Annotated in this window: 19 protein-coding genes; 11 read left to right on the top strand and 8 right to left on the bottom strand. The window is 55.2% G+C overall.

All coding sequences use genetic code 11. From position 1 onward, the window contains the following. Positions 1-632: 632 nt before the first annotated feature. The gene (glmS, locus tag JMJ16_RS36430) at positions 633-2,504 is read left to right on the top strand and encodes a glutamine--fructose-6-phosphate transaminase (isomerizing) (protein WP_201389611.1); all 1,872 of its coding nucleotides are present in this window, start codon (positions 633-635) and stop codon (positions 2,502-2,504) included. Positions 2,505-2,828: 324 nt separating this feature from the next. On the opposite strand, the gene JMJ16_RS36425 is transcribed toward glmS, so the two are convergent. Both JMJ16_RS36425 and JMJ16_RS36420 read right to left on the bottom strand, forming a co-directional pair. Then, positions 2,829-3,725: an ABC transporter permease gene (locus JMJ16_RS36425; RefSeq protein WP_201389609.1), complete on the bottom strand. Its 897-nt coding sequence runs from the start codon at positions 3,723-3,725 to the stop codon at positions 2,829-2,831. Between the two features lie 2 nt (positions 3,726-3,727). Continuing rightward, positions 3,728-4,774 carry an ABC transporter ATP-binding protein gene (locus JMJ16_RS36420; RefSeq protein ID WP_201389607.1) on the bottom strand — a complete coding sequence of 349 codons (1,047 nt, stop codon included), beginning with the start codon at positions 4,772-4,774 and terminating at the stop codon, positions 3,728-3,730. A 395-nt stretch (positions 4,775-5,169) separates the two neighbouring features. Between JMJ16_RS36420 and JMJ16_RS36415 the strand changes: the two genes are divergently transcribed. From JMJ16_RS36415 to JMJ16_RS36405, 3 genes are all read left to right on the top strand, one after another. After that, complete coding sequence (locus JMJ16_RS36415) at positions 5,170-6,075, top strand: serine/threonine-protein kinase (RefSeq protein ID WP_201389605.1); 906 nt, start codon at positions 5,170-5,172, stop codon at positions 6,073-6,075. A 173-nt stretch (positions 6,076-6,248) separates the two neighbouring features. After that, positions 6,249-6,914 carry a response regulator transcription factor gene (locus JMJ16_RS36410; protein ID WP_201370613.1) on the top strand — a complete coding sequence of 222 codons (666 nt, stop codon included), beginning with the start codon at positions 6,249-6,251 and terminating at the stop codon, positions 6,912-6,914. A 228-nt stretch (positions 6,915-7,142) separates the two neighbouring features. Then, the gene (locus JMJ16_RS36405) at positions 7,143-7,721 is read left to right on the top strand and encodes a general stress protein (protein ID WP_201389603.1); all 579 of its coding nucleotides are present in this window, start codon (positions 7,143-7,145) and stop codon (positions 7,719-7,721) included. A 351-nt stretch (positions 7,722-8,072) separates the two neighbouring features. Here the strand turns inward: JMJ16_RS36405 and JMJ16_RS36400 are convergent, their stop codons facing one another. Further along, positions 8,073-8,765 carry a bifunctional 2-polyprenyl-6-hydroxyphenol methylase/3-demethylubiquinol 3-O-methyltransferase UbiG gene (locus JMJ16_RS36400; RefSeq protein ID WP_201389601.1) on the bottom strand — a complete coding sequence of 231 codons (693 nt, stop codon included), beginning with the start codon at positions 8,763-8,765 and terminating at the stop codon, positions 8,073-8,075. Between the two features lie 368 nt (positions 8,766-9,133). Here JMJ16_RS36400 and JMJ16_RS36395 point away from each other — a divergent pair, with 368 nt between their 5' ends. Together JMJ16_RS36395 and rsmD are read left to right on the top strand one after the other, a co-directional pair. Continuing rightward, a complete protein-coding gene (locus JMJ16_RS36395) occupies positions 9,134-10,459 on the top strand; it encodes a hypothetical protein (protein WP_201389599.1) in 1,326 nt (441 codons plus the stop codon). After that, complete coding sequence (gene rsmD, locus JMJ16_RS36390) at positions 10,440-11,024, top strand: 16S rRNA (guanine(966)-N(2))-methyltransferase RsmD (RefSeq protein WP_201389598.1); 585 nt, start codon at positions 10,440-10,442, stop codon at positions 11,022-11,024. Before JMJ16_RS36395 ends, rsmD begins: the two co-directional genes overlap by 20 nt. A gap of 92 nt (positions 11,025-11,116) precedes the next feature. On the opposite strand, the gene JMJ16_RS36385 is transcribed toward rsmD, so the two are convergent. Then, on the bottom strand, positions 11,117-12,319 hold the full coding sequence (locus tag JMJ16_RS36385; RefSeq protein ID WP_201389597.1) for a sensor histidine kinase KdpD: 1,203 nt from the start codon (positions 12,317-12,319) through the stop codon (positions 11,117-11,119). Positions 12,320-12,650: 331 nt separating this feature from the next. On the opposite strand from JMJ16_RS36385, the gene JMJ16_RS36380 reads away from it, so the two are divergent. Next, positions 12,651-13,145, top strand: a complete 495-nt coding sequence (locus JMJ16_RS36380; protein ID WP_201389596.1) for a helix-turn-helix domain-containing protein — start codon at positions 12,651-12,653, stop codon at positions 13,143-13,145. A 45-nt stretch (positions 13,146-13,190) separates the two neighbouring features. On the opposite strand, the gene JMJ16_RS36375 is transcribed toward JMJ16_RS36380, so the two are convergent. Continuing rightward, on the bottom strand, positions 13,191-13,940 hold the full coding sequence (locus JMJ16_RS36375) for an SDR family NAD(P)-dependent oxidoreductase (RefSeq protein WP_201389595.1): 750 nt from the start codon (positions 13,938-13,940) through the stop codon (positions 13,191-13,193). A 243-nt stretch (positions 13,941-14,183) separates the two neighbouring features. Here JMJ16_RS36375 and JMJ16_RS36370 point away from each other — a divergent pair, with 243 nt between their 5' ends. Then, complete coding sequence (locus JMJ16_RS36370) at positions 14,184-15,059, top strand: metallophosphoesterase (RefSeq protein WP_201389594.1); 876 nt, start codon at positions 14,184-14,186, stop codon at positions 15,057-15,059. A gap of 20 nt (positions 15,060-15,079) precedes the next feature. Here JMJ16_RS36370 and JMJ16_RS36365 read toward each other — a convergent pair whose 3' ends face one another. The 3 genes from JMJ16_RS36365 to JMJ16_RS36355 form a co-directional block, all read right to left on the bottom strand. After that, complete coding sequence (locus JMJ16_RS36365; protein WP_201389593.1) at positions 15,080-16,051, bottom strand: HAD family hydrolase; 972 nt, start codon at positions 16,049-16,051, stop codon at positions 15,080-15,082. 120 nt (positions 16,052-16,171) lie between these two features. Continuing rightward, the gene (locus JMJ16_RS36360) at positions 16,172-16,651 is read right to left on the bottom strand and encodes a YggT family protein (RefSeq protein ID WP_201389592.1); all 480 of its coding nucleotides are present in this window, start codon (positions 16,649-16,651) and stop codon (positions 16,172-16,174) included. Between the two features lie 112 nt (positions 16,652-16,763). Next, positions 16,764-17,363 carry an AAA family ATPase gene (locus JMJ16_RS36355; protein WP_201389591.1) on the bottom strand — a complete coding sequence of 200 codons (600 nt, stop codon included), beginning with the start codon at positions 17,361-17,363 and terminating at the stop codon, positions 16,764-16,766. 345 nt (positions 17,364-17,708) lie between these two features. Between JMJ16_RS36355 and alaS the strand changes: the two genes are divergently transcribed. The 3 genes from alaS (at position 17,709) to JMJ16_RS36340 (ending at position 25,032) form a co-directional block, all read left to right on the top strand. Continuing rightward, complete coding sequence (gene alaS, locus JMJ16_RS36350) at positions 17,709-20,351, top strand: alanine--tRNA ligase (protein ID WP_201389589.1); 2,643 nt, start codon at positions 17,709-17,711, stop codon at positions 20,349-20,351. 277 nt (positions 20,352-20,628) lie between these two features. Beyond that, positions 20,629-21,972 carry a cell division FtsA domain-containing protein gene (locus JMJ16_RS36345; RefSeq protein WP_201389587.1) on the top strand — a complete coding sequence of 448 codons (1,344 nt, stop codon included), beginning with the start codon at positions 20,629-20,631 and terminating at the stop codon, positions 21,970-21,972. Positions 21,973-22,353: 381 nt separating this feature from the next. After that, positions 22,354-25,032, top strand: coding sequence for a baseplate J/gp47 family protein (locus tag JMJ16_RS36340; RefSeq protein WP_201389585.1), 2,679 nt, complete (start codon positions 22,354-22,356; stop codon positions 25,030-25,032). Positions 25,033-25,082: the final 50 nt, after the last annotated feature.

Raw genomic sequence — 25,082 nt, 5'->3', positions numbered from 1 at the left:
TTACTTGCCCTATGTTATACTCAACATAGAGACACGTAAGCTCCGTTAAAGGTGCGTAAGCTTCCAAATATCCAATATCGCTTACGCAAGCAGGTACATGTGCGACTTTTGATTTTCTTCTTCGTTTATATAGGTAGATAAGTCGTGCATAGGCTTACGGAAAAATATGACTATTGGACTGGATTGAGTAGCGCATGGACCAGGCTTGAGGAGGAGGCCTGGTTGACGAGGAGGAGGCTGTTCGGAGCATCAGCGGGGAGCCTCCAGGGCCGATCACAGCCCTGAGAAGTGAGTCGACAAAACCGGGTGGTAACGCCAGGGACAATATACTCACAGTGAGCAAGCAAGAGTACATTGCCAGGAGCCCTTTTTTAGAAATTTTTAGAGATTCTTAGAAATTTACTGCTCCTGGCCCGGGGCTTTGTGCGCTTTTTCCAGCTTAATGCCTTTCGAAGACCTGAGCGCGCTAGTGCTAGCCACGAGAGCGGGCGCTGCGCTCCCGAATGGGGGTTGGTTTTCGCATAAGGATTCAAGCAGGAGAAGTGAAGGGAGGTTATGCCCTTCTTCCCGCTTGGTCGCGCATGCCTATGACCCCACGTACTCTGCGACATGAAGAAAGGATACCTTCCTCCATGTGTGGTATCATTGGCTACGTCGGGCCTGAGAGCACCGATGTTACGACTATATTGCTTGATGGACTCAGTAAACTCGAATATCGCGGTTACGATTCCGCCGGTATCGCTGTTCTTACCACGGCAGGTAAGCTTGAACTACATCGCCGTGTTGGCAAGATCGCCAACCTTGTAGCATCCGTCTCCAACGGCTCGCGTCCAGGTGAGGGCACGCTTGGCATTGGCCATACGCGCTGGGCCACCCATGGACGCCCTAATGATAGTAATGCTCATCCCCATACAGACTGCTCTGGCACACTCTCGCTCGTCCACAACGGCATCATCGAAAATTATGCCGACCTACGCCAGGAGCTTAGCGCCAGCGGTCACACCTTCCAATCCGAGACCGATACCGAGGTATTGGTCCACCTGGTAGAGCAGGCCTACCTCGGCGAGGCCAACCATGACCTGATCCAGGCCGTGCGCCTCGCGCTCAAGCGCGTCGAAGGGACCTATGCCATCGCCGTGGTCAGCCGCGAGCAGCCCGACCTGTTGGTAGGCGCGCGCCACAATGGTGGCCCCTTGATCGTAGGCCTGGGCGAAAACGAGAATTTCCTCGCTTCCGATATTCCCGCCCTGCTCAAACATACGCGCAACATTATTGTGCTGGAAGAGGGCGAGGTCGCCGAGCTGCGTCCCCATGGTGTCACCATCACCGACCCGGCTGGCAGTGTTGTACTGCGCAAGCCACTCACTGTCGAATGGGATATTGAGGCGGCTGAGAAGGGTGGCTACCCTCACTTCGCCATCAAGGAGATCAACGAGCAGCCTGAGTCCCTGCACCGCGCCCTCCTGGGTCGTGTGCATGAAGGTGAGCTGCGCCTGCCCGAACTGGAGCCGTTGCGTGCCTCTGGCTCCCTAGAGAACCTGCGGCGCATCATCGTGGTGGCCTGCGGCTCTTCCTATCACGCGGGCCTGCTGGCCAAGTACGCCATCGAAAAGTGGACGCGCATCCCGGTTGAGGCCATTACCGCCTCCGAGTTCCGCTACTGTGAACCCATCGTCGGATCCGACACACTCTGTATTGCCGTCACTCAGTCGGGCGAGACGCTGGACACCATTGTGGGTATTCGCCAGGCGCGTGAGCATGGCGCGACCGTGATCGCCATTACCAACGTCGTCGCCAGCGCCATCACGCGCCTCTCTGACGCCGTGCTCTACTTGCACGCGGGTCCCGAGATCTGCGTCGTCGCCACCAAGTCCTTCATCAACTCGGTGGCCGTGCTCTACCAGCTTGGCCTCTACCTGGGCCAGCTCAGTGGCTATATTCAGCCTGAGCAGATGCGCGAAATTCTGAGCGCGTTTGAGCGCCTGCCCGAGCAGATCCAGAGTATCCTGGAGCATGCTAATAACCCTGATGACGTCATTGCGCCGCTTGCGCAAGAGATGGCTCAGGCGCGCAGCATGATGTTTATCGGGCGCGGTGTTGGTTTTCCCACAGCCCTGGAGGGCGCGCTCAAGCTCAAAGAGATCTCTTATATCCATGCCGAGGGCTTTCCAGCGGGCGAACTCAAGCACGGCTCCATTGCCCTGCTTGATCCCGAGACACCCCTGGTTGCCGTCGCCACCGCCTCCCACGTCTACGACAAGGTCGTGAGCAACATCCAGGAGGTGCGCGCGCGCGACGCCCGCGTCATCGTCGTCGCCACCCAAGGCGACGAGAAGATCAAGCGGCATGCCCATGACGTCCTCTACGTACCCGCGACCCTGGAGATCTTCAGCCCCTTGCTGGCGAGCATCCCACTCCAGCTCTTTGCCTACCACGTCGCCGTCGCCCGCGGCTGCAACGTCGACCAGCCCCGCAACCTGGCCAAATCCGTCACCGTGGAATAGGCGGGTTTCGTGTAAATGTTACGCGCATACAATGGCTAAAGTTGTAGACTGGATCGCTTTAACAAAAGTGATCCAGTCTACAACTTTATTGCTTGAGATTTTTCTTATAAACTATCTACCCCTAGGAGAGGGTCAGGGAGTTATTTTTATTTCATGCTTAGCAGTTTCATTTCGTGTGCGAGGGTTTGGCGCAGGCTCTCTCCTAGGGAGCGGGGGCGTATCCGAGTTTGCGGTGGCCCTTGTCTATAGCAAGGAATAAAACTGTCTGGCGTCCATGGTTCCTGCTGCGCAGCAGGAACCATGGACGCCAGACAGTTTTATATTTTACTCTGTCATGTCGCGGCGACTGTAGAGGAGGTAGCCACCAACGATGAGGATGAGTAGGTAGACTATCAGGACGATGAGCGCCGTGGTAGGACTCATAACGTCGGGATTATTGGTAGAATTGGTCGGTTCCTGGAAGAGCTGTCCAGACGGACCACTCAGCATAGTCTGGGCGACCACGCCGGGGAGCCACTCCTGGAAGTGGATGAGATTCTTGGCGGTATTCTGGTCGAAGAGGCTGACCAGGACGACGAGAATGCTGCGCACCAGGGTCTCAAAGATCTGGTAACCCAGGGCGACGGCTGTGCCCGCGATGGGATTGCGCCCCAATGTCGAGACGAAAACAGCGATAGTCACAAAGAAGTATATGTTGAGGGAGTGCCCCAGCCAGTAGGTAAGCAGGCCAAGCCACGCTCCGCCCACGGGGAGTGCCATTTGCACGCCAAAGATGTTGCCAAAGAGCAGTGAGAGGATGATCCCCAGCAGGAGGGTGATCGCCGTTCCCAGCAGGGTCACGACGGCCAGGGCCGCCAGTTGCCCTGTGTAGACCTGGAGGCGGCTCATGCCACGCCCTAGCAACTGACGTTGGATGCCATAGGTATATTCGCTACCGATGAGTGTCGCGGCCAGAATTGGCAGCAGGAGCGGCCCCAGCGAGCTGAGTATCGAGCCGAAGAGGCGAAATAGGGTTGGGTAGGCCAGTAAATCGTGTTTGCCGGTTGCCAGGAAGATGCCAACCATGACGATCAGGGGCAGAGCAAAGATAATGCTCAGCCATTTACTCATGGCGCGGCGCCGCATCTGGTAGAGGTTCCAGCCGATCATGCGTGCGACCTGGGCGAGCCAGCCACCTCTAGGGGCTACCTCTATGCTTGTAACCAGTGATTCTGCTTTCATAATTAGATGCTCCTCCCTTGGCCAGTAGAAAGTTGGGGCTGGGCTGGCTCCGAAGTTTCATTAAAGTCCGCGTCCTCCCCGGTCAGTTCCAGGAAGAATTTCTCCAGGCTGGCTTCCTGGCGGCGAATCTCGGCGGCATAGATACCACGCTCGCCCAGGAGCGCGTTGACCTCCATGGCGTAGTCGATGGGAGCCTCAACCTGGAGAAGCGGACTGCCTACGCTTGCCCAGGAGCCCGGTTCGGCCTGGATGTGGGTAACACTCTTCATCCAGGGAATCTGGGCCTGAACTTCCTTGAGGGCCTGTTCCGCTTTGCTGGCCTGCTCGGGGTATTTAAAGCTCAGGCTGATGCCTTCGCGTTCCGCCAGGAGTTCATTGACGTTGCCCTGGACCAGGAGCTTGCCGAACTTAATAATGGCCACACGTGAGCATACCTGTTGGATTTCGTGCAAGATATGGCTGGAGACGATGACCGTGATGCCCTGCTGCGCCAGTTGCCCGATAAAGCGGCGAATCTCGACGACGCCCGCCGGGTCCAGGCCATTGGTTGGTTCATCGAGAATAATCAGTTCGGGCTGGCTGAGGAGGGCTGCGGCAATGCCCAGGCGCTGTTTCATGCCCAGGGAGTATTTCTTATAGCTATCGTTAGCGCGCTCTGCCAGGCCCACCTGCTCCAGAACCTCCTCTACGCGAGCATGCGTTGCCTGATCATTGGCCAGACCCGCAAAGGTCGCCATGCCACGCAGGTTTTCGCGCCCGGAGAGGAAGGGATAGAATGTGGGCTGCTCGACAATCGCGCCCGTGCGGCGGAGGGCATCAAGATAGCCACGCTTATCCTCTGACTGCTTGCCCATGAGCATGATAGAGCCCTGGTTTGGTTGAATCAAACCGAGTATCATGCGAATCGTGGTGGTTTTTCCTGAACCGTTGGGACCTAGCAGACCAAAGACGTCGCCTCGGAACACTTCTAACGCCAGGTTATCCACGGCGGTACGCTTCCCGAAGCGTTTCGTTAAATGCTCTGTGCGTAAGATCGGTTCTTGCTGCATGAGTAAGGTTCCTATCTTTTTATTCTCAGCCTACAGTATGATTGCGTTCTAGTCTAGTGTCGCGCTGTTTCTGACCTTTTTCTTACCCCACTAGTCCTAGTGTCTCTTTGTGTCATCACACCTCGCGCCTGCGGCGCTCGCTTGGTATGGAGGGTGTTAGAGTAGCCGCGTACGCCAGTAGCGGGCCCACCACTGGCGTACGCGGCTACTCTAACACCTTTTCTACTTATTTATAACGGTAGATGTTTCTATCTCTCGCCGATGTCCTATAATTTAACTCTTTTGGTTGATGACATCGGGTTGATGACATCTATACACTTGAAACGAGGCACGTTTTCATGCTGCTGAGGGAGTGGGGGTTCTATGAGTGTAGCAATAGTGTCTGGATGCCAGCAATGTCAACACAAAACCAGTATTTTCCTGAACCGGGTACGCTTGAGCAGTTGGGGAGCTATCATCTATTGCGTCCGCTCAGGTGTGGTGGATACGCGACGATTTACCTGGGAGAACATCAATATTTGCACACGCTGGGAGCGGTGAAGGTGCTCAATACCTGGTTTGCCACGGGGAGAGATACTCAGCGCTTCCTGGCAGAGGCTACCTTGCAGGCGCATTTGCGTCATCCGCATATCGTGCGTGTGCTCGATTTTGGCGTTGAGGAGCGGATTCCCTTCCTGGTCATGGAGTATGCACCACATGGGACCTTGCAGGACCGTTTCCCCCAGCAGAGTCAGGTTGCCCTGGACGTGGTGCTTCCCTATGTGCTGCAACTTGGCGCGGCGCTGCAATATATGCATGATAATGGTGTGCTGCACTGCGATGTCAAGCCGCAGAATGTGTTGCTTGGGCCACAAGAGGAGGTCTGGCTCTGTGATTTTGGTATTGCGACCTCCGTGCTTAAACACTATCAGGAGACTACTGATGGTTCGAATGGAACAGCGCTCTATGCCGCGCCAGAGCAGATTCATGGCCGCCCTGAACCCGCCAGCGATCAATATGCGCTAGGAATTATGCTCTACACCTGGCTCTGTGGCCATTTCCCTTTTTCCGGTAGCACCACCCAGGTCTGCCACCAGCATCTCTATATACTACCAGAACCTATTCGCGTATTGATGCCAGAGGTCCCTATAGCTATCGGGCGCGTGGTGATGCGCGCACTGGCCAAAGAACCCGCCCGGCGCTTTCCTAACATTACAGCCTTTATGAAGGCCCTCCAGCAAGCCGCCCACGCGCGTCCCACTCTGTCCAGGGGACCGCTCAAGTGGGCGCGCTCCCTTTTTCATGCGAAGCACACCCCTTAACCTGTGAATTACGCACAAATATAGGCTAGTGTGGGGGAACGCTCGCGGACCGTTCCCCCACACTAGCCTATACTCCAATGAAGCGGATTTACGAGCGCTTGGTAGAATAAAAAAGGAGTAGTGACAGCGCCTTTATGTCAAGTGGTTTTGCACTAAGGTAGGAGATGACCCCTATGATTAGCGTGGTAATTGTGGATGACCATGGTATGGTGCGCGAGGGATTGCGCCAATTTCTAACAGAGGATCCCGAGATTACGGTTGTGGGAGAGGCTTCCGATGGCGCCTCTGGTGTGCAACTCGTGCAAAGCCTGCGTCCCGCGGTGGTGCTTATGGATGTGATGATGCCTGTACTGGATGGTATCTCCGCCACGGCCTCGCTGCGCCACTGCTGTCCTGAGTCCCGCGTGATTATTTTGAGCAATCATGTCGAGCGCTCAACGGTCATCCATGCCGTCAAGGCGGGCGCTGTAGGATACTTGTTGAAGGATGCCCTGGCTGAAGAGCTTTGCCACGCCATTAAAGAGGTGGTGCAGGGTAACGTGCACTTTGCCCCTCAAGCCTCTATCTTTCTCCTGCACGAGGTACGTGAACCCAACCTGCCCGAGAATCTGACGGAGCGCGAGGCTGATGTACTGCGCTTGCTTGCCCAGGGACGCTCGAATAAGGATATCGCGCGTCATCTGCATATCGTCGAGGATACGGTTAAGACGCATGTGCGTCATATTCTCTCAAAGCTCGGGGTGCAGAGCCGAACCCAGGCCGCGCTCTACGCGACCCGCCTGAACCTCGTTCCTATTGATGAGCAGGAGCAGAGCCTACAGTCGAGCCAGGCCAGGTGAGTGGTTCGGGGAGCTATGGCGAACGACGCAACTCAATGCACATATCTATATATGATGGGATGAGTCGCTGAAACTCGTTTTTCCCTTCTCCCGTGTATCATGCAAGTGACACAACAGGTCTTTTTTGTGGAAGTAAATGAGGCTGAGAATGTCATCCAGGTTAGCTGACAAGAGTATGTTAAATTTCCCTGTCCAACCACCTCTCTTATTATGAAAGGAGGTCTGGCTATGGCAATGGTGCAGAAGACAATCGCCGTCGGAGTTTTCGCGGATAAAGAGCAGGCCAGGAACGCTATTGAAGCGCTGCGGCACGCGGGCTTTACCGATGATGAGATTGGCTATCTGGCTCATGCTCGCCTGGAGGGGCTTTCAGAGGCGACCGCTGTCAATACGGCTACCGGTATGGTGGAGGGTGGTGTGTTAGGTGGTGTGCTGGGGGCCGTGGCGACATTGTTGATTCCAGGGATTGGTCCAGCCATCGCGGGTGGTGTCCTGGTGGCAACTCTGGGTGGTGCCGCGCTGGGCGCAGCGGCCGGTGGCTTAATTGGCTCGTTTGTACGTATTGGTATTCCCGAGAAGGATGCACGCTTCTACCAGCAAGAAATCGCGGCAGGCCACACTGTTGTCACGGTCAAGACGGCCGGTGAGGCCAGCTATGACGATGCATTAGCGATTATGCGTGCCAATGGGTCCTATGATGCCGCGACCAAAACGGGTGTGATCAATACGACACCACCCATCCGTCCACATGGAGTCTCCGGCCCTCTGAACACCGGCGAGAATAATCCGTCTGAAGCCCAGTCCTAGCATGAAGAACGCTCCAGAAGAGAGCGAGGTCCTGCTCTCTTCTAGGGCGTTTTAGTCTCGCTCGAATAGCTGCTCACCTGGCGCGTTGACGTTGAAGCGGAACGAATTTCGTTTCTTCCCTATGCTAATGTTGAAGTGAATGAGGCGACTGTAGTTGCGTCGCTGTTTTTTTGAATTGTGATATTTTATTTGTCCTCGCATCTTATGGTGACTTCTCGTCACTGTGGGGGTCGCGGAGTAATAAATGCGCTATGATGGCTACACTGGCCGAGCCAGTGTAGCCATCATAGCGCATTTATTACCTATCGATTATTGGTAAGGTCTGAATATTCAGGCAGTCCTGGTGTTGTGCTATGAGTTACTGAGGGTGTTGGATAGGTGATAGTGGATGCGGAAGCGGCGCCTGGGAGGCTCTTCCTGGTCGTAAAAGTCGTCGAAGGTGACCTCTTGCAGGCCGCAGGCCTGGAAGACTGAGAGGCTTTGCCGGCTCAGGGGAGAGGGGATTTTACCGTCGCGCTCCTCGCTCTCTGTACCACGGCAGATTACGAGCAGGTCGCCGCCGGGGGCCAGGCAGAGGCTGATGCATTCCATGGCGCGGGACCTCAGTTCGTGAGGAAGGGTCTGGATAGTATATATCTCTAGAATGAAGTCGAAGGTTTGCTGCCATGCTTGTGGTAGGGCGAAGAGGTTTGCAGCCTCGTAGTGGACCCTGGTCTCGGGGAAGCGCCGTTTGCTCCATTCAATGGCCTCTGGCGCGATATCGAAGGCGGTGACTTGAAAACCCAGGCTCGCCAGGTACTCGGCGTCATCTCCCAGGCCACAGCCAACGACGAGCGCGCGCCTGTTGTTCCCCTGGAGTTGCTGATGTTCGGCCCAGTCCTTGAAGTGCGTATTTACTTGCTGGTCCGCCCAGGGAATGGCTGAGGCGTCCCCCTGGGCTTGCTGGTAGAGCGTTGAGAAATAATTCAGTACATCGCCCCGGCTGGTGTAGGTATCATAGAGATGCTGGGCTTTTTCCCGTGCCTGCTGTTCATCTAGCGTCATGCATATACATCCGTTTCTAAATGGAGTTAAAGGCGCCCGCTGGCAAGCCTGTTATCGTTGTATCATATTCTGCATTTACCAGGCAAGCGAGCGATAAATGGACCCGATATGTAGATGGAGTTTCCTAATCAAAGGAGGGGAATGGGTGACTTTTATCAAGGCCCTGAAAGAGGGATGAGGAAAGAGTGTACATGAGATCAGTTTTTGCTATAATAAGACACGTACACTAGTTCCAATTTTTGTGTCCTCGGGGCGTAGGACGATGACTATTTTGTGTTTCGCCGCGGATTGTGTAGAATTGGATGGGTAGGCGTGAACACATTGTCGGCATAAGAGTGGGCAGAACAGCAAAGAGGAGAAAGTGTCTTATGGATGGCCAGAAGGCGAAACTGGAAGGAGACAACAGGCATATCTGGTTGCGCTATGCGACTGAATTTGAGAGTGGAGGGCGCAGGCATACGCTTGAGATGGGTATCCCTATGCCGCTGGGGGCGAGCGATCAGGAGCGCGAGCGGCTGTTGAACGAGGCCGAGCAGGGCATGGATCAGTTAATAAGTCGCATAGAGAAACGTGTATCTCGTGCCATCCCCCCGAGTAGCGCTCCAGGGAATGTTCCAGGTAGCCTCAGGGTGAGTACGCCTGCTCCTCAGGGGGCGCCAGCTGGTGGGCGTCCTGCGACTCCACCACAGAGACCAGCCTCTGCGCCTGCTCCGCAGACGAGTACGCAGCCGACTCAGCCCACACCTAAGGTGCGCGAGAGTGCTGCTCCTGTCGAAGAGGCACAGGTGCCAGTGCCGCGCCAGCATAGCGGTGTCAGCCTTCCCTCGGTCCCGAAGGTGACTGGTGATCTCGGTGGCGATATGTCGCTGCCAGATTTTATCCACTATATTAAAGAGACCTGGGGGATTGAGCCACATGAGGCTATGAAGCAGTTGAATGTGCGCTCCCTCTCCAACATTAATCGGCGCTCAGCAATTGCACGGTTGCGTGAATTGCGGGATTCCGACAGTGGCGGCGATGATAAGCAGCATTCGGCCAATCAATCGACGCAGACCACTGCCTCTACAACGGGCAATGAACGACCACATCAGGCTTCTTCAGCGGAGGCACCGAATGAGCAGAGGTCGCAGCCCAGGCAGGCCGAGGCACAGCCTGTTCCCCAGAGGCAAATTGAAGCTGCCAAGCGGGAAGCCGTTGCTGATCAGCCGACGCGGCCAGTTATCGCGGCTCCCCAGGTAAATAGTAACAATCAGACCACTTTGCCCACGAATGTGGTTCCCCTGAATGGGACGCGCCAGGCTGCCTCACGCCAGGCGAGAGCCTTTGATGAGGAGGTTGAGCCTGAAGATCTCGATGGCTTGGTTGACCTGGAGGAGGGCGAGGAGCCGATGTTCTCTCAGGTGATCCTGGACGTGGCTTCTGATAAATTGCACGCGTTTCGTGAAATGCAGGGCGCGACGGCTGCGAGTCCAGATCGCTTGAAGGTCCTCAATATACTGGTGGGTTCGCAGATTAGCAAAGAGCAGTTGCAGGCCTTGCTCGCGGGCGTGTGGGGAATAACCATACAGAAAAAATTGAAGGTAGATCAAAACGAAGCTTTGATTTCGTGGGCTAAGGAAGATAATTTTATACCCGAGGTCGAGGCCGTCTTACACCTGTTGGAGGAGGAAAAATATGCGCGTGGTAACCGGTGAGGCGAAAGGGAAACGGCTCAAGTCACCTAAAACGATTGACACTCGACCCATCCTGGATCGCGTCAAAACAGCGCTCTTTGATATCCTGTCTGGCGAGGTCCAGGGGACACGCTTCCTGGATCTATTTGGTGGTGTTGGCAATGTTGGTATTGAGGCCCTCAGTCGGGGGGCTGCCCACGCGACCTTTCTGGAACTCAATCCCCAGGTATTTCGTATCCTGCGCGAGAACCTGCAATTGACGGGCCTGATCAACCGGGCGGAGACGGTACGGGGAGACGCCTTTAAGTTTCTCCAGGCTGGTGCAGCACCCGGAGCCGCGCCAAAACCCTATGACATTGTCTACGTCGCGCCTCCTCAATACCAGGAGATGGCGGCGCGTGCACTAGAGATGCTGGACCATTCGCCCCTGCTTCCTGATGATGGTCTGGTGATTGTGCAGATCCATCCCAAGGAGCGTCCCGGAGTTGCCGCAGTCACCTGTCAGCGTCTCACCCTCGTCGACGAGCGACGCTATGGCAGCACCCTCTTGATGTTTTACCGTGTTCCCGGCGCTGAAGAAGAGTAATAAGAGATAGTGTCGCATGGCCCTGGCAGCCTTCAGCTGCCAGGGCCATGCGACACTATCTCTTATTATTGCGAGCACCGCAGGCGCGAGACCTAATTGAGCATCGCGGGGCCAGGCGCCGGTATGGGCGTCTGAGGCGCAGGTACAAATTGCTGCTGCATCTTCACAATGCCGGGAAGCGTAAAGTGGAACTGGCTCCCTATGCCCGGTATTCCCTGGCTCTCTACCCAGATCTTTCCATGCATGGCTTCGACCAGATGCTTGCTGATATACAGGCCCAGGCCACTGCCACGTGTTGGTCCCGCCAGGTCTTGTGGCAGGCGCGCAAATTGCTCGAAGAGCATGGCCTGCTCTTGTGGGGGGATGCCTGCCCCTCTATCGCTGACGGTGATGCGAACCTGTTCCCCATCAGTGCCCGCTTCAATAAGGATGGGACTCATGTTGGGAGAGTATTTGAAGGCGTTGGAGAGCAGGTTGTAGAGAATATGACGTATGCAATGAGCATTCCCACTGACAAAGAGGTGACGTGAGATCCTGGTATACACCTGGTTATGACACTGGTAAAGCATTTCAAATTGGGCGACCATGTCATACACAATACGATAGAGTTGTAGATTCTCTACCATCAGGTCACCTCTATTATTCGCGATAGCCATGGTATCCAGCACGTTGTTGACGAGGCGTCGCAGCTCGTCGCAGTAGTTGAGTGCATTCCTGAGATAGACCCCGTGGAGGTCGCGTGTCAGATGGCCGGTCTGCTCCAGCAGGTGTGCGAGCATTTCTATATAGCCATATGCCGCTGAGAGGGGGGTGCGCAACTCGTGATTGACGTTGATAATGAACTGGTTCTTGAGCTGGTTGAGTTGGCGCTGGCGCTCATAGGCGTCGTGCCCCTGTTTTTGTGCCTCCTCTGCGCGCCGCTGTGCCTCTTCTGTGGTGTCGAGCATACTGCGTAGCGTACACATCAGGTAACCCTCAATAAGCAAGACCACGATACTTCCCAGCAGCGAGTAGAGATAGGTCGGTGTTAGTGGTGCCAGGTGGTAGATGAACAGATTATAGAGGATCAAGACGCCAATGTTGCAGACAAAGACGCAGAATGCTCCGTACCTATTGAAGGTCCAGGAGGAGAGCAGCATTGGGACCGCGAGAATATACCCAGTGTGCGTAAAGGGCAGGGTCCAGTAATAGATGGTCGTACAAGCAATAAAGCAAACTCCGCAAATACATAATTTCAGCGCTAAGGGGAGACGTAAGAAGAGGCGCGGCCAGGAGGTAAGTAGGTAACTCCACATAATGACTAATCCTTCGCAATCCACATATTGACAACTAGCACATGCCATGCGCAATTTACAGAATCTGCAAAAATATCTTGTACACGGATAAACAAGATAGAGAAGAGGTATGTATAGAAATATATTAACATGCGGGAAAAGTAATTTTCCATAGTAAATTACTTTTGGTTTGCAATTTAGCTTATTTTGTTCCTCTTGTGTTACAAATGTATATGTTATTGTAAGATGCCTGCCCGATTGGACAGGTTCTCTGGGTCGTGGTGTGCGCTATAATTGGGGAGAGAAGCCATAAAATTCATGATTTGCAGATACTATGGAGGAATAAAGAGCTATGCTAAATAAACCTGGAGGGCCGGGAGGTCCCGGTGGGCGTTTTGCCTTTATCGATGCGGGCGAGGCGGCGCGTATGCTGGGGATTGATCGTATTACCTTGGAACAGTGGATCAAGGATGGGCGTATCAAGCCAAAACGAGGCGTGGGACGCGAGTCTTTCTTCCGCGCGGCAGACATACAGGCGCTCTACAATGAGCTGCATCCCGAGGCTGAGCTTGTGGCGGCAGTCGAGGCCGATGAGCGCGAGAGCGCAGGCGAGGCGCCCCAGGCCCCGGTGCGTAAGAAGCAGGACCCGCAGATGCGTGTCTATCTGCGTTTGCAAGCTGATGCCAAGTGGTTTGACATCTCCGAAGAGGATATTCAGACCTGGTTTAAGCAGCTGGCCCCCGATGGCTACGAGCGTAACAAGCGCAATGTTGAGCATACGATCAAGAAGCTCCAGTACCTGGTGGGCCTGATTGATGACGCTCAGCAGCGCCAGGCTGAACTATAGTGTTGAGCCTGGCGAGCTTTGCCCGCCAGGCTCAACACTATTTTCTTAGTACATAAATCCTCCGCCATCCACGATGAGCTTCTGCCCGTGAATAAAGTCGGCGCCAGGTGAGAGCAGAAAATCAACGGCCTGGGCTATCTCTTCAGGCTGGCCGATGCGGTTAAGGGGGATGCTCCGCTCAATCTCTTTGAGGCGTTGAGGATCCCTCGTCCCATAGCGCTCCTCAACCTCCTGGGTCTGGATGAAGCCAGGCAGGATGCAGTTGACGTGAATCTTTGGCGCCAGTTCCAGGGCCAGGCATTTGGTCATCGTCAGGATACCAGCTTTGGAGGCGCAATAGTTCAGGCCATTTTTTCGTCCCGTGATGCCTGTTGTGGCTCCCAGGTTAATAATGTAGCCACCTGCTTCCTGTTGGAGCATGTAGCGCGCGGCGCATTGGGAGCAGAGAAAGGTCCCCTTCATGTTAGTATCTACGACGCGATCCCAGTCCTCTTCGCTTAGCTCCAGCACTGGTTTATCGATATTCAGTCCCGCGTTATTGATCAGGACATCGATGCTTCCAAACTGGCTGCTGGCGACATGAAAAAGATTCTCAACATCGTGGGTATTGGCGACATTGGAACGTATTACCAGCACCTGTGGGGTAAGCACATGGCATTCCTGGTAGGTTTCCTGAGCTGCCACGTCATCTGAGTGATAGCTGAGTACCAGGTGATATCCTTCACGTGCCATATGCAACGCAATCGCCTTCCCTAGCCCTTTGATACCGCCTGTAATGATCGCGGTTCTGGCCATTACTGCATGCTCCTTTATCGATGTTCAAGACAAGTGCAGCGGTTGAAGTTGAGTCCGTGGAGCGAGTAGTGCCTGTTTTTCTTAGTATATAGATAGCTTAGAGTGGGTCCGACGCTGCTAAAGCACGCGTCGGGCCTTTTCCCTCAGCGTCAGGCAGCGCTATAATATCCACTGAATGCAAAGTGAACCAGGAGCCTGTATGAAGAGCATAGCAGGCAGCCAAGGAAAAGGAAGACAGAAAACATGGAATGGAAAGCGGCGGGTGCGGTTCTGGTTGGAGCTCTGGGAGCTATTGGTGGCATGAGCTATTATGCGCGCCGCATCGAGCCATCCTGGCTGGAGGTAAACGAGTTCTCGCTGGCGTTGCCACGCCTGGACAGTGCTTTTGCTGGCTACCGGATCGCTCACATTAGCGATATCCATGCCGATACTACCTGGATGGATTATGCCCGCTTGCAAGAGATTGTGCAGACGGTTAACCAGCAGCACCCCGATATGGTGGTCATTACAGGCGACTTTCTCTCGGTGTACGAGCCACCTGCCCTGGAGGCGTTGAAAGCGCTGCGTTTTCTCCAGGCGCGCGATGGCGTCTTCGCGGTCCTGGGCAATCATGATCACCGGGTGGGAACACAGGGTCCCGCGTATTTACGTGCCCTCTTCACGGAGTATGGTATTCATGACGCCACCGAGATGGTATTCTCGCTTGAGCGGGCGGGCCAGATGCTGCATATCGTCGGGCTGGCGGATCTCTTTCAGCAACGGAAGGTGCCTTCTGTGCCGCGCACTGTCTCCTACCAGGAGAAGTTTCAGGCTGTCGTACGCAAGATACCTGAACAGGGCGCGGCTATCCTACTTGTGCATGAGCCAGACTTCGCCGATGTGGCTGCCAAAGCGCAACGTTTTGATCTCCAACTCTCGGGTCATTCGCATGGCGGGCAGGTACGCCTTCCATGGTTGGGCGCGCTCAGGCTGCCGCCGTTGGGCCGCAAGTACTCCTGTGGCCTCTACCGCGTGGGCGAGATGTGGCAATATACCACGCGTGGCCTGGGGATGAAGCTACCCCAGGTGCGTCTGAACTGCCGCCCAGAAATCACTATGATTACCTGCTGTGTACAATAATATGCACAAACTACATAATCTTATTTCACGGCTTCGGGGAGGATATCCAGCAGGTCCTCGACTGAGGGGACGATGATCTCCGCGCCACGCTGTTTGTAGAGGTCGACCTCGGCGGGATTGACGCTCATCGCGCCAATGATTATAGGTTCGCCGGGTGTTCGGCCCTGCATGTACTTGCGCACGAAGTCATGGTCGTCGGCGGTATCGCCGATAAAGAGGCCAGCACGTGCGCGCGTGCGCTCAATGGCCATACGCAGGGCCTGGGGATTAGGCTTGGGGCAGATATCCGCCGGGATAACGACCTCCCACCAGCGCTCACCGCTATAGGCCTCCATGCGCTCAAGCGCGCTTTCCACCTCGGGTCCAACGCGCCCGGTGATCATGCCCATATGCTTTATACCAGCGGCGCGCAGGCGTTGAAAGAAATCGGGCTGGTAGAGCATATGCTCCCGGTGATAGAGTCCCGCGAAGTCACTAGGGAGGTAGCGCATCTCCTGGCCGTAATATCTACGCATGCCCTCGCCGCCCCAATAGTATTCGTGATAAATGTCGCCAATAATTGCATAGTCGGCGCGGGCGCTGGCGGGAATGGTCTCCTCAACCCAGGTGCGTCCTCCGTGTCCACGCAGGTTGGCCTCACGTGAGAGGGCAGCCCATTGTGCATTGCTGCGTTCGGCCAGCTCGGTGCCTCGCCATTCGCGCAACTTCGCTGTGTAGAGCGAGGCGAGCAGGTAGCACATATCCCAGTCATTGTTATAGCCACCTGCCTGCTTGAAGATATCCACATCCATGGAGGTCAGCAGGGCTTTCCCTTCATGCTGACCCCAGTCCAGTCCATGCAGTGTGCCGACTATGTATTCGGCAGTGGCGATATCCGTGGCATGGAAGGATTCGAGTGTATGAATTAGGATGCCATCGACATCGAAAAAGATGCTATCAAAGTCAGGGGGGAATTGTAGTTCCGGTCGTTGCCAGATGCCCGGCTTGCTCATGCGGTAAAGGCCCTTCCTCTCAGGTCTTTGGTCAGAGAATCTGTGTAAATTAGCTCTCCCATTATAGCAAGTTATAATGAGACAGGTCTGAGGAGTGGGACCCTTAAACGTTCTTGTGTGCTATGCAGGGCGTGTGACCAGGAGTTTGAGGAAGCGACGCACCAGGAAGACACCGAGCCAGTAGATAAAGATGGCGACCAGGATGGAGCCATCGATGGCGTAGCCGCTGTAGTGTGAGATGGGCATGAAGCGTTCGAAGGGGAACATAAAGGGTGCGCTGGCGGCGAAGACCCACTGTGAGAAGAGGCTATGGGTTAGTCCAAAGAGGGTGAAGAGGAAGCGCGCAGCCAGGAGCAGCGTCAACATCCAGAGCAGGAAGCCAAGCAACTGGTTGAGCTTGCGAATGAGGGCGGCACAGAAGCGCCCTATGCTGTAGAGGGCACGCCGGTGCCACGGCAGGTTGGAGAGATACTGTGGAGGCACTGGAGCAGTCGAATCAGGCCACCACGGCTCTGTGGTGGAGGCGTTGTATGTATTCTGGTTGAAATGTGGGGTGTTGCGCATGCGCTCATAGGCTTCCCGATAGTTACGACGAAACATGCTTCTTGCTCACACTTCTGCCTGCAGTCAGAAAATAATAATGCTGGATGCTCTCACTTATATTGTACCATAGGTTTCCTATACATAGCACGCGCAACAAGAGAATACAGACTTAGGCCTCAGGTGAGGGCGTGAAAGGGAGAACATGAAGCTGGATATTAGCTGCTGAGTGATCGATATCCTCCTCGTCAAGCTGGTATATCTGGTCCCAGCCCTCCTGGGGACTGTTGAGTAGTATCTGTTGTAACTGGCCAAAGTGATAGTTGATCACGTCGGCTCCCACGCGTCGCTGCCGTTGTTGTTCATGGCGTAGGCAGATGTCGGGTGTGATATTGAAGACGAAGAGACAGGTATGATAGTTGTAGCGGTGCGCCAGTTCAAGCAGGTTGCGCCGGGCGTCCCAGGAAATGGCCGTGCTATCGGCGATGGTCGTGCGGTTCTGTCGCATACGTTTGGCGATAATAAAATGAAAGAGATCGAAGGCTTCACGATTGGCTTGCTGGCTGGCCTCGTCATCGAAGATTACGCTGCGGCAATAGTCAGATGAAATAATCATGGTTGGCGCGAAGCCAGCATGCTGGTTAGCATGAACGAGGTTGTGCGCAAAGGTGCTTTTTCCGGCGCCAGCCGGGCCACAGAGCACGATTAATGTTCGCTGTGGCAGCGTAATGTAGAGCGGCCGTTGTCGCTGCTGGGAGCTTGCTGTGTCCATTGCGATGCTTCTTCTCCTTTGATATAATGCGCATGCATATATACGCCTTTTTAAGAAACAGATGAAAAGGTGGAACGTAAGGTTATATGCAGCTTTTGTGTTTCATTGTATACTAACAAATACTCACACAAATGTTGTTGTTAACAGCATTTTGATGATAAAACCAGCTCTTATCTATTGCGTCTGTCTCTTTGTGTGCAGAAACGAATACAGGTTGGCGCATCTTATACCGTAATATTATGGTAACGGTAATGACGCCCCGCCTGGGCATTCCAGGCCACCTGAAACCATACACTCTACGTGTCTTTATCGCAAGAGACGCTCCCATACGCTGAGGAGGTTGTTGTGTCTGTAGAGATCGCTCTTACCAGCACGGAAATTCGTGCGCGTTTTTTAGATTACTTCGCGAGCAAAGGCCACGTCAAGGTGCCCAGCTCATCCCTGGTTCCACGCAATGATCCAACGGTGATGCTGACTACCGCGGGCATGCAGCAGATGATCCCCTACTTCCTGGGGCGCGAGACGCCTCCAGGATCACGTCTGACCTCGTCTCAGAAGTGTTTCCGCACAACTGATATCGATATCGTGGGCAACGAGCGCACGTTGACCTTCTTCGAGATGCTGGGTAACTTCTCGGTTGGCGATTACTTCAAGCGCGAGGCCATCACCTTCGCCTGGGAGTTCCTGACTCAGGTAATCAAGTTGCCCGCCCAGCGCCTGCATCCAACGGTCCATCCAGAGGATGACGAGGCACCAAGCTACTGGAGTGAGATCGCAGGTTATCCTGATGAGGCTATTGTACGCCTGGAGGATAACTGGTGGGGTCCTCCAGGAGCGTCGGGTCCGTGTGGCCCAGACTCTGAGATCTACTACGACCGTGGCGTTGAGCATGGCTGTGGACGTGCCGATTGTAAACCGGGCTGTGATTGCGAGCGTTTCCTTGAGATCTGGAACCTGGTCTTTATGCAGTTTTTCCAGGATCGCGATGGGGTCCGCACGCCGCTACCCAAGACTAATATCGATACTGGCATGGGTCTGGAGCGCCTCTCAATGGTTGTGCAGGGGAAAGAGTCGGTCTTTGATACCGACATCTTCCGCGCCATTATCGATCACTTTGCCCAGCTTACAGGCAAGATCTATGGGCAGGAGACGCGTGTCGATACCTCATTGCGCGTCATCGCCGATCATGCGCGTGCCCTGGTCTTCCTGGCTGCCGATGGCGTGCTGCCCAGCAACGAGGGGCGCGGCTATATCTTCCGCCGCGTCTTGCGCCGCGCGGTGCGCCATGGCAAGCTGCTAGGACTGGATCAGCCCTTCCTCTCCATTGCCGCGGACACCGTCATCAGGCTCATGGGTGACTACTACACCGAACTGCGTACGCAGCGCGATCGCATTGTCGACGTGTTGAGCCTGGAGGAGAAAAAGTTTAGCCAGACCCTCAACACGGGCTTGCAGTTGCTGACGAGCCTCTTGAGCGACCTGCGCCAGAAAGAGATCTCGGTCATTCCAGGCAACGAAGTCTTCAAGCTCTATGATAGCCACGGTTTCCCGGTCGAGCTGACGCAGGAGATCGCCTCTGAGCAGGGTTTTACCATTGATGCAGCAGGCTTTGAGCAGGCCATGCAGCAGCAGCAGGAGCGCAGCCGCGCAGCTAGCAACTTCGCGCAGGCCGACCACGAGACCAACCTCGACGAGGTGCTCCAGCGCGTTGGTCCGACGAAGTTCACTGGCTACCAGGGCATCACCGGCACGGGCAAGGTGGTAGCCTTGTTTGTGGATGGCAAAGAGGTCGAGAGCATTAGCGCGCCCCAGCAAGCCCTGGCGATCCTGGATGCGACCCCCTTCTATGCCGAGAGCGGTGGTCAAATTGGTGATCGTGGAGACCTTCTGGCCCAGGCGGGCGTGTTTAAAGTACACGATACACGCCGCCCGGTAAAAGGACTCTATGTGCATTATGGAGAAATCGCCGAGGGCTACCTGCGCGTCGGTGATAGCGTTCAGGCCGAAGTGATTAGCCAACGCCGCGAAGATACCATGCGTAATCACAGCGCCACGCATCTTTTACATAAGGCGTTACGTGATTTACTTGGGACACAGGTGGAGCAGCGGGGATCGCTGGTGGAACCTGAGCGCTTGCGCTTCGACTTCAGCAGCCAGCGTGGATTGACTACAGATGAGCTTGCCCAGATCGATGCGCAGGTGAATCGTTGGATTCGCGCCGATTATCCCGTTGATACTACTATCATGCCTATTCAAGAGGCACTTGCCACAGGCGCGATGGCGCTCTTCGGCGAGAAGTACGATGACCTCGTGCGTGTCGTCTCGATGGGCAGTAGTACCGAACTGTGTGGTGGTACGCATTGCGCCTCAACAGGCCAGATTGGCCTCTACCTGACCGTGCAGGAGACGAGCGTTGCCGCGGGCATCCGCCGTATTGAAGCCTTAACCGGGCGGGCTGCTGAAGCCTATCTGCGCCGTCGCAGCGCCCTGATCGACTCACTCGCCGCCCGCTTGCAGGTACAGACCGACACGCTTGAAGCGCGCGTGGAGCAGATGCAGCATGAGCTGAGCACGTTGCGTAAGCAGGTGGCGCAGTTCCAGCGCGAGAACGCGGTACGCCAGGTGGAGACCCTGGTCTCACAGGGGCAGGAGTTGTCCGGTGTAATCATTATCGCGACCAGCGTGGATGTGCCTGACGACAAAGTCTTGCGCGAAATGGGCGAGATGATGCGTTCAAAATTAAAGCAGCCACACGTGGTGGTTCTTGCCGCCCCCCTGGAGGAGCGCATCGCTCTTCAGGTAAATGTCGAGCCATCCTTGACGAAGCGTGGCCTGCACGCTGGGAAAATCGCCGCTGCCGTCGGCCAGAAGCTTGGCGGCAAGGGCGGTGGTCGCCCAGACGTCGCGCAGGGTGGTGGCAAGAACAAGGCTGAGTTGGGCGCCGCTTTAGAGTTGGTAACGCAGTTCGTGCGAGAGAATCTACAGTAGCTTCTTATACGAAAACCAACCCCCATTCGGGGGCGCGGCGCCACTGTCGTGGCTAGCGCTGCGCGCTCAGGTTTTCGAGAGGTAGTAACTTTGCCAGAAGTACGTTCTTTGTGCTATAACGTACACGTCATGCACTTTCGTTTTTGAGGCGGCGGTGCATGACACTCTGAGCGTATATAGCGATGAGAGCGGTAGTCAGCGCGCTGTTTCTGGCGAATGTAGGTGGACCCCATCACCTGTGAAACAAAGAAAGAATGAAATCAGGGAAGACACGCATATGAATCTCTTTCAACGTCTGCGCAATTTGTTTGGCAGAGGACACGAAGAGAATGGGTATTATCCCGAACTAGATGAAGAAGAGTATGAGGTTGAACTTGAGCCTGTGGGTTCGAGCTCTGAGCGTCAGCTCTTTACAGCGCTAGATATTGGTACCGCCTATGCCAAGGCTATGATTATCGAGGTCCATGGGGATAGCGCTGAGGTTCTAGGCGTGGGACACCATCCTCAAAGCTATACACATATGTCGGATGGTATTGTGACCGATATTCCCGGTGTTATCGCCAACTGTAACAAGGCTCTGCTCAAGGCAGAGCAAGCAGCAGGGGGGGTTATCGCGCCTTCCGCGATCATTGGTATCGCAGGCGAACTAGTCAAGGGTAGCTCGACAACGGTCAGTAAAAATCGGCAGCAACCGGCGCGTCCGATCACAGCGGATGAGCTGGAAGCGCTAATGGCTAGTGCGCAGAATAAATTATTGAAGAGCGCCAAGGAGCGTATTGCCGCGGAAACGGGTTACCATAATATCGAGGTTCGTCTAACCAATACCGCCGTTGTCTCGGTGCGTATTGATGGGCAGGCCGTGTCCAATCCTATTGGCTTTCCCGGTCGCTACTTCTCGCTGACGCTCTTTAGCGCCTTTGCGCCACTAATGCAATTGGGCGCGCTGGAGGCGGTGGCCCAGGGGCTGGATCTTACCCTGCTGGCGATTGTGGCTGAACCCTATGCCCTGGCACGTTGTTTGAGCACGAATGCCGGAGCGGATAGCGGCGCCATCTTTATTGATATTGGCGGTGGTACGACCGATATCGCCCTGGTACGGCAGGGAGGCATCGAGGAGACGCGTATGTTTGCCCTGGGGGGGCGCTCGTTTACGCGTCGCATTGCCACAAGTAAAAGTATCTCGATTCGCGAGGCCGAGCGCCTGAAATTGAGTTATAGCCGGGGAGAGATTACAGGCGAGGCCTATGAGGAGATGCGGGCTATTCTCGAACCCGATTGTCAGACCTGGATGGATAGCGTCGAACTCTTGCTCGAAGAGCTTGCCAAGGAGGAGTTATTGCCACCAGCCATTTATGTTGTCGGGGGTGGCTCGGGGCTTTTAGATCTGTTTCAGAAGCTTGAAGCCTTTCCCTGGATAGAGCGCCTGCCCTTCTCGCGGCAACCAATCATTCGCACTGTGCAACCAGAGATGGTGGGACATATTACTGATCCCGAGAGTATGTTGCGTAGCGCCCAGGATATTACGCCCATGGCTCTGGCCTACCAGGCCGTCGAATTAGAGAACGATGATTCAATGCTCGAACAAACCCTGTATCATGTTCTAGACACGATGCGCATGTGATACATATTCTCTAGCATATAGATCTTATTCCGAAACCCAACGCCACTTGTGTCTAGCGCTTCGCGCTCAGGGTTTTCGGATCAGAATAATCTTATTCCGAAACCCAACGCCACTTGTGTGTCTAGCGCTTCGCGCTCAGGGTTTTCGGATCAGAATAATCTTATTCCGAAACCCAACGCCACTTGTGTGTCTAGCGCTTCGCGCTCAGGGTTTTCGGATCAGAAGATACTTGAAAATAGGCAGAAAATGTGTCGGGAGAGCGGAACTGGCACTATCATACGTTATTATATGAGAGACACAGGGATGTGATACTACGCTATAATTAAGCTGCACAGCCCGAAATTCGTGTGGATCCGTTATTGATGGGGAGAATCTGGGCTTATGAGTGATGAACAAACAATTTATATTGGTCCTGAAGACGATTTAACCAGTGTACGTGAGCGCCTACAGCGTGTTGAATCGCGGCATGTGACCATGGTAATACCGGCGCAGACGCAGTTGCGTAGTCATGTGGCCTGGAAGTTACTGCATGCACGCGCACGGGAGATGGGGAAGGACGTGGTCATTGTAAGCTCTGATCCCCAGGTGCGTTCGGTGGCCCAGGCGGTGAAGTTTAAGGTAGCTCAATCACTCGAGGCCCAGCCCAGCGATCCTCGCCAGAATAGTCGCCCGGGGCGCTCGGCCCCGGGCGGTCGAGGACGAGGCACTTCTCGTAAGTCCCCTGAGGGACGTAGCCTGGGGCCTCGCCGGTCTCGTCAGTTAGAACGTTCGTCCGAACGATGGAGGTCTGCTCCCCCCTCTCCCCTGCCACTCTCTCCCTCTCCTTATATTCAGCCAGTCTCCGAAACCTTTGAGCCAGGCCAGAAAGAGCTACCCAGCAAGCACTCCCAATTTGATGGAAGCTTTGAAGAACAGAAGCGTCCAGTTGAGGAGTTGCCTGCGCGTAAGTTCGAGGCACCCTATGCCTATGAGGGGCAGAGCCGTCCTTCAATTCACTCGCTGCCTCCCCAGGAACTGGATGATGACGAGGCCGATCTGCTACTCGAAGACTATAACCAGGCTCAGAGTATTCGGCGATCCGCCATGCAAGAGCAACCACGTGCACAGGCAAAGGCGTCCGAGAGCAACGCCAGGCTAGCCGCCTCGCCGCGCACCCCCGATGAGGCGAAGCCGAGCTATACAACGCCCCCTCTCTCGCCAACGGTCGCGGATGCCATTCTCTCCGATCCCTTCGCGTATTTTGATGATGAGTTACCGCCGCCACCACGTGCCGAGCAACGAGGCGCGGTAACGATAGATCAGCTTGAGAGTGGAATGCATCCCATTCCCGAGACTCCTGTACATGGTGGGCCATCGACCCAGGCCGGTATTATCGTGGATGGCGAGATTGAAGACCTGGGTGACATGGGCCGTGATGACGCCTTTCCGCCTGCCCGCCAGCAGGAGATGGAGTCGGATGACGAGATTGATGAGCTTACGCCTCCTTCGCTGCCCGCGGCGCGGCGTGATCGACGTTCGGTACCATTGCAGAAAAGCTCAAAGCGCCCTATGCCCGGACGAACCCCTCTGGAGGAGGACCAGGATGAGTATGAGGCGCCGGATGTGGAGGAGCAGCCAACACAAATTATGCCACCACGCCCCGCCGCCCAGGCGCCCGCTCAGCGTTTAAGCCGCGAGTTGACCCCGGTGCATTCGCGCGCGGTACGGCCCGCGAGTGGGATACAGGAGCATCCCAATCAGGTAAAACCAGCTTCGCGTAGCAGCCAGGCGTCACAGCGACCATCCAGGCAGGCACCTCATAGCCGTGTCAGTCGCCGCTCTTATCAGGAGCGTAGGCGTGGGGCCAGGGGAGGCTTCCTGGTGGCAGCCGGTATCTTACTGGCGTTTCTAGTGGTTGGTTTGCTGGCTTTTTTTGTGCCGAGCACAGATGTGACGATTACCTTTGCGGGACGTAGTTATAGCCATGCGCTCACACTGGCCGCGGTTCCCAATGGTCCGGGTGTGGTTGGGCCACGCCTCGCGCAAGCCACGAGCGCAAGTGTTCCGGCACAGCGACTCTCACGGGACTTCACACAGAATGGTATTGGCACGGCAACCGGCCAGAAGCTTATTGATAATCAGGTGGCCACCGGCAGCATCACATTTACCAATAATGGGAGCGCTAATATTACCATTCCCTCCGGGACGGTATTAGAGACGCAGAGCGATGGCATTCAATTTGTGACAACCGCGGAGGCTGTGGTTACGCCTCAAGGTGGTGGCGCGAACCCTGTGGATGTACCTGTGCAGGCGCAGAAGCCTGGGACGAGCGGCAATGTGGGCGCTAAGACCATTACCATACTCCCCGATAATAGCAAGAGCGAGATCGCCCGGGCGAGTCATCTCTCCTCGCCTGACCAGGTAAAGCTAACCTTTACCAATGCGGACCGCATGACGGGTGGCGGTGCTGGCAAGGCTACCGTGGTTACTCAGGGAGACCTGGATGCTCTGAAGCAGAAGCTACAGGATGCCTTGAGCGCGGATATCCAGAACTGGTTGACGCAGCAGAAGAAGTCGCCACAGGATGTCGTGGGGAAGCCTGATCTCCAGAGCACCTTAACCGATGCCCCCAAAGTTGACCAGGTGGTAGATAATAACTCTTTTACCGCGAATCTGCATGTGACCTTGACGGCACTGCTTATCTCTGGTAGCGATATCCAGAAGGCAAGTGTCGATCCACTGAATGTAGCCTTGCAGCAGGAGCAGAACTTTAAGGACTACATCGTGACTGCCGATGCGGCCCCCTCCATTCAAATTCAAAAACTCTCGACAAGTGGCACAGGAGAGCATCTGACGCTTAACTTTACCGCCCAGGTAAACACCACACCCTCAATCAAACCTGAGAATGTACAGCACCAGGTGCTGGGGAAATCGGCGACCAACGCGCGTACCGAGGTGTTGCATAGCTATCAACCCTACAATGTAAAAGAGGTCCAGATCTCCTCCACACCATCGTTTGTCTTCTGGGTGACGTTCTGGCAACCAAATATTCATGTCCACCTGGTGCCAGCAAATTCCTGATCACATGTTCAAGGCTAATAGCTGCACCATCTCTGCCGGGCCAGTCAACG

This window comes from Ktedonobacter sp. SOSP1-52, from assembly GCF_016587395.1.
This window is presented reverse-complemented; position numbering and strand designations above follow the sequence as displayed.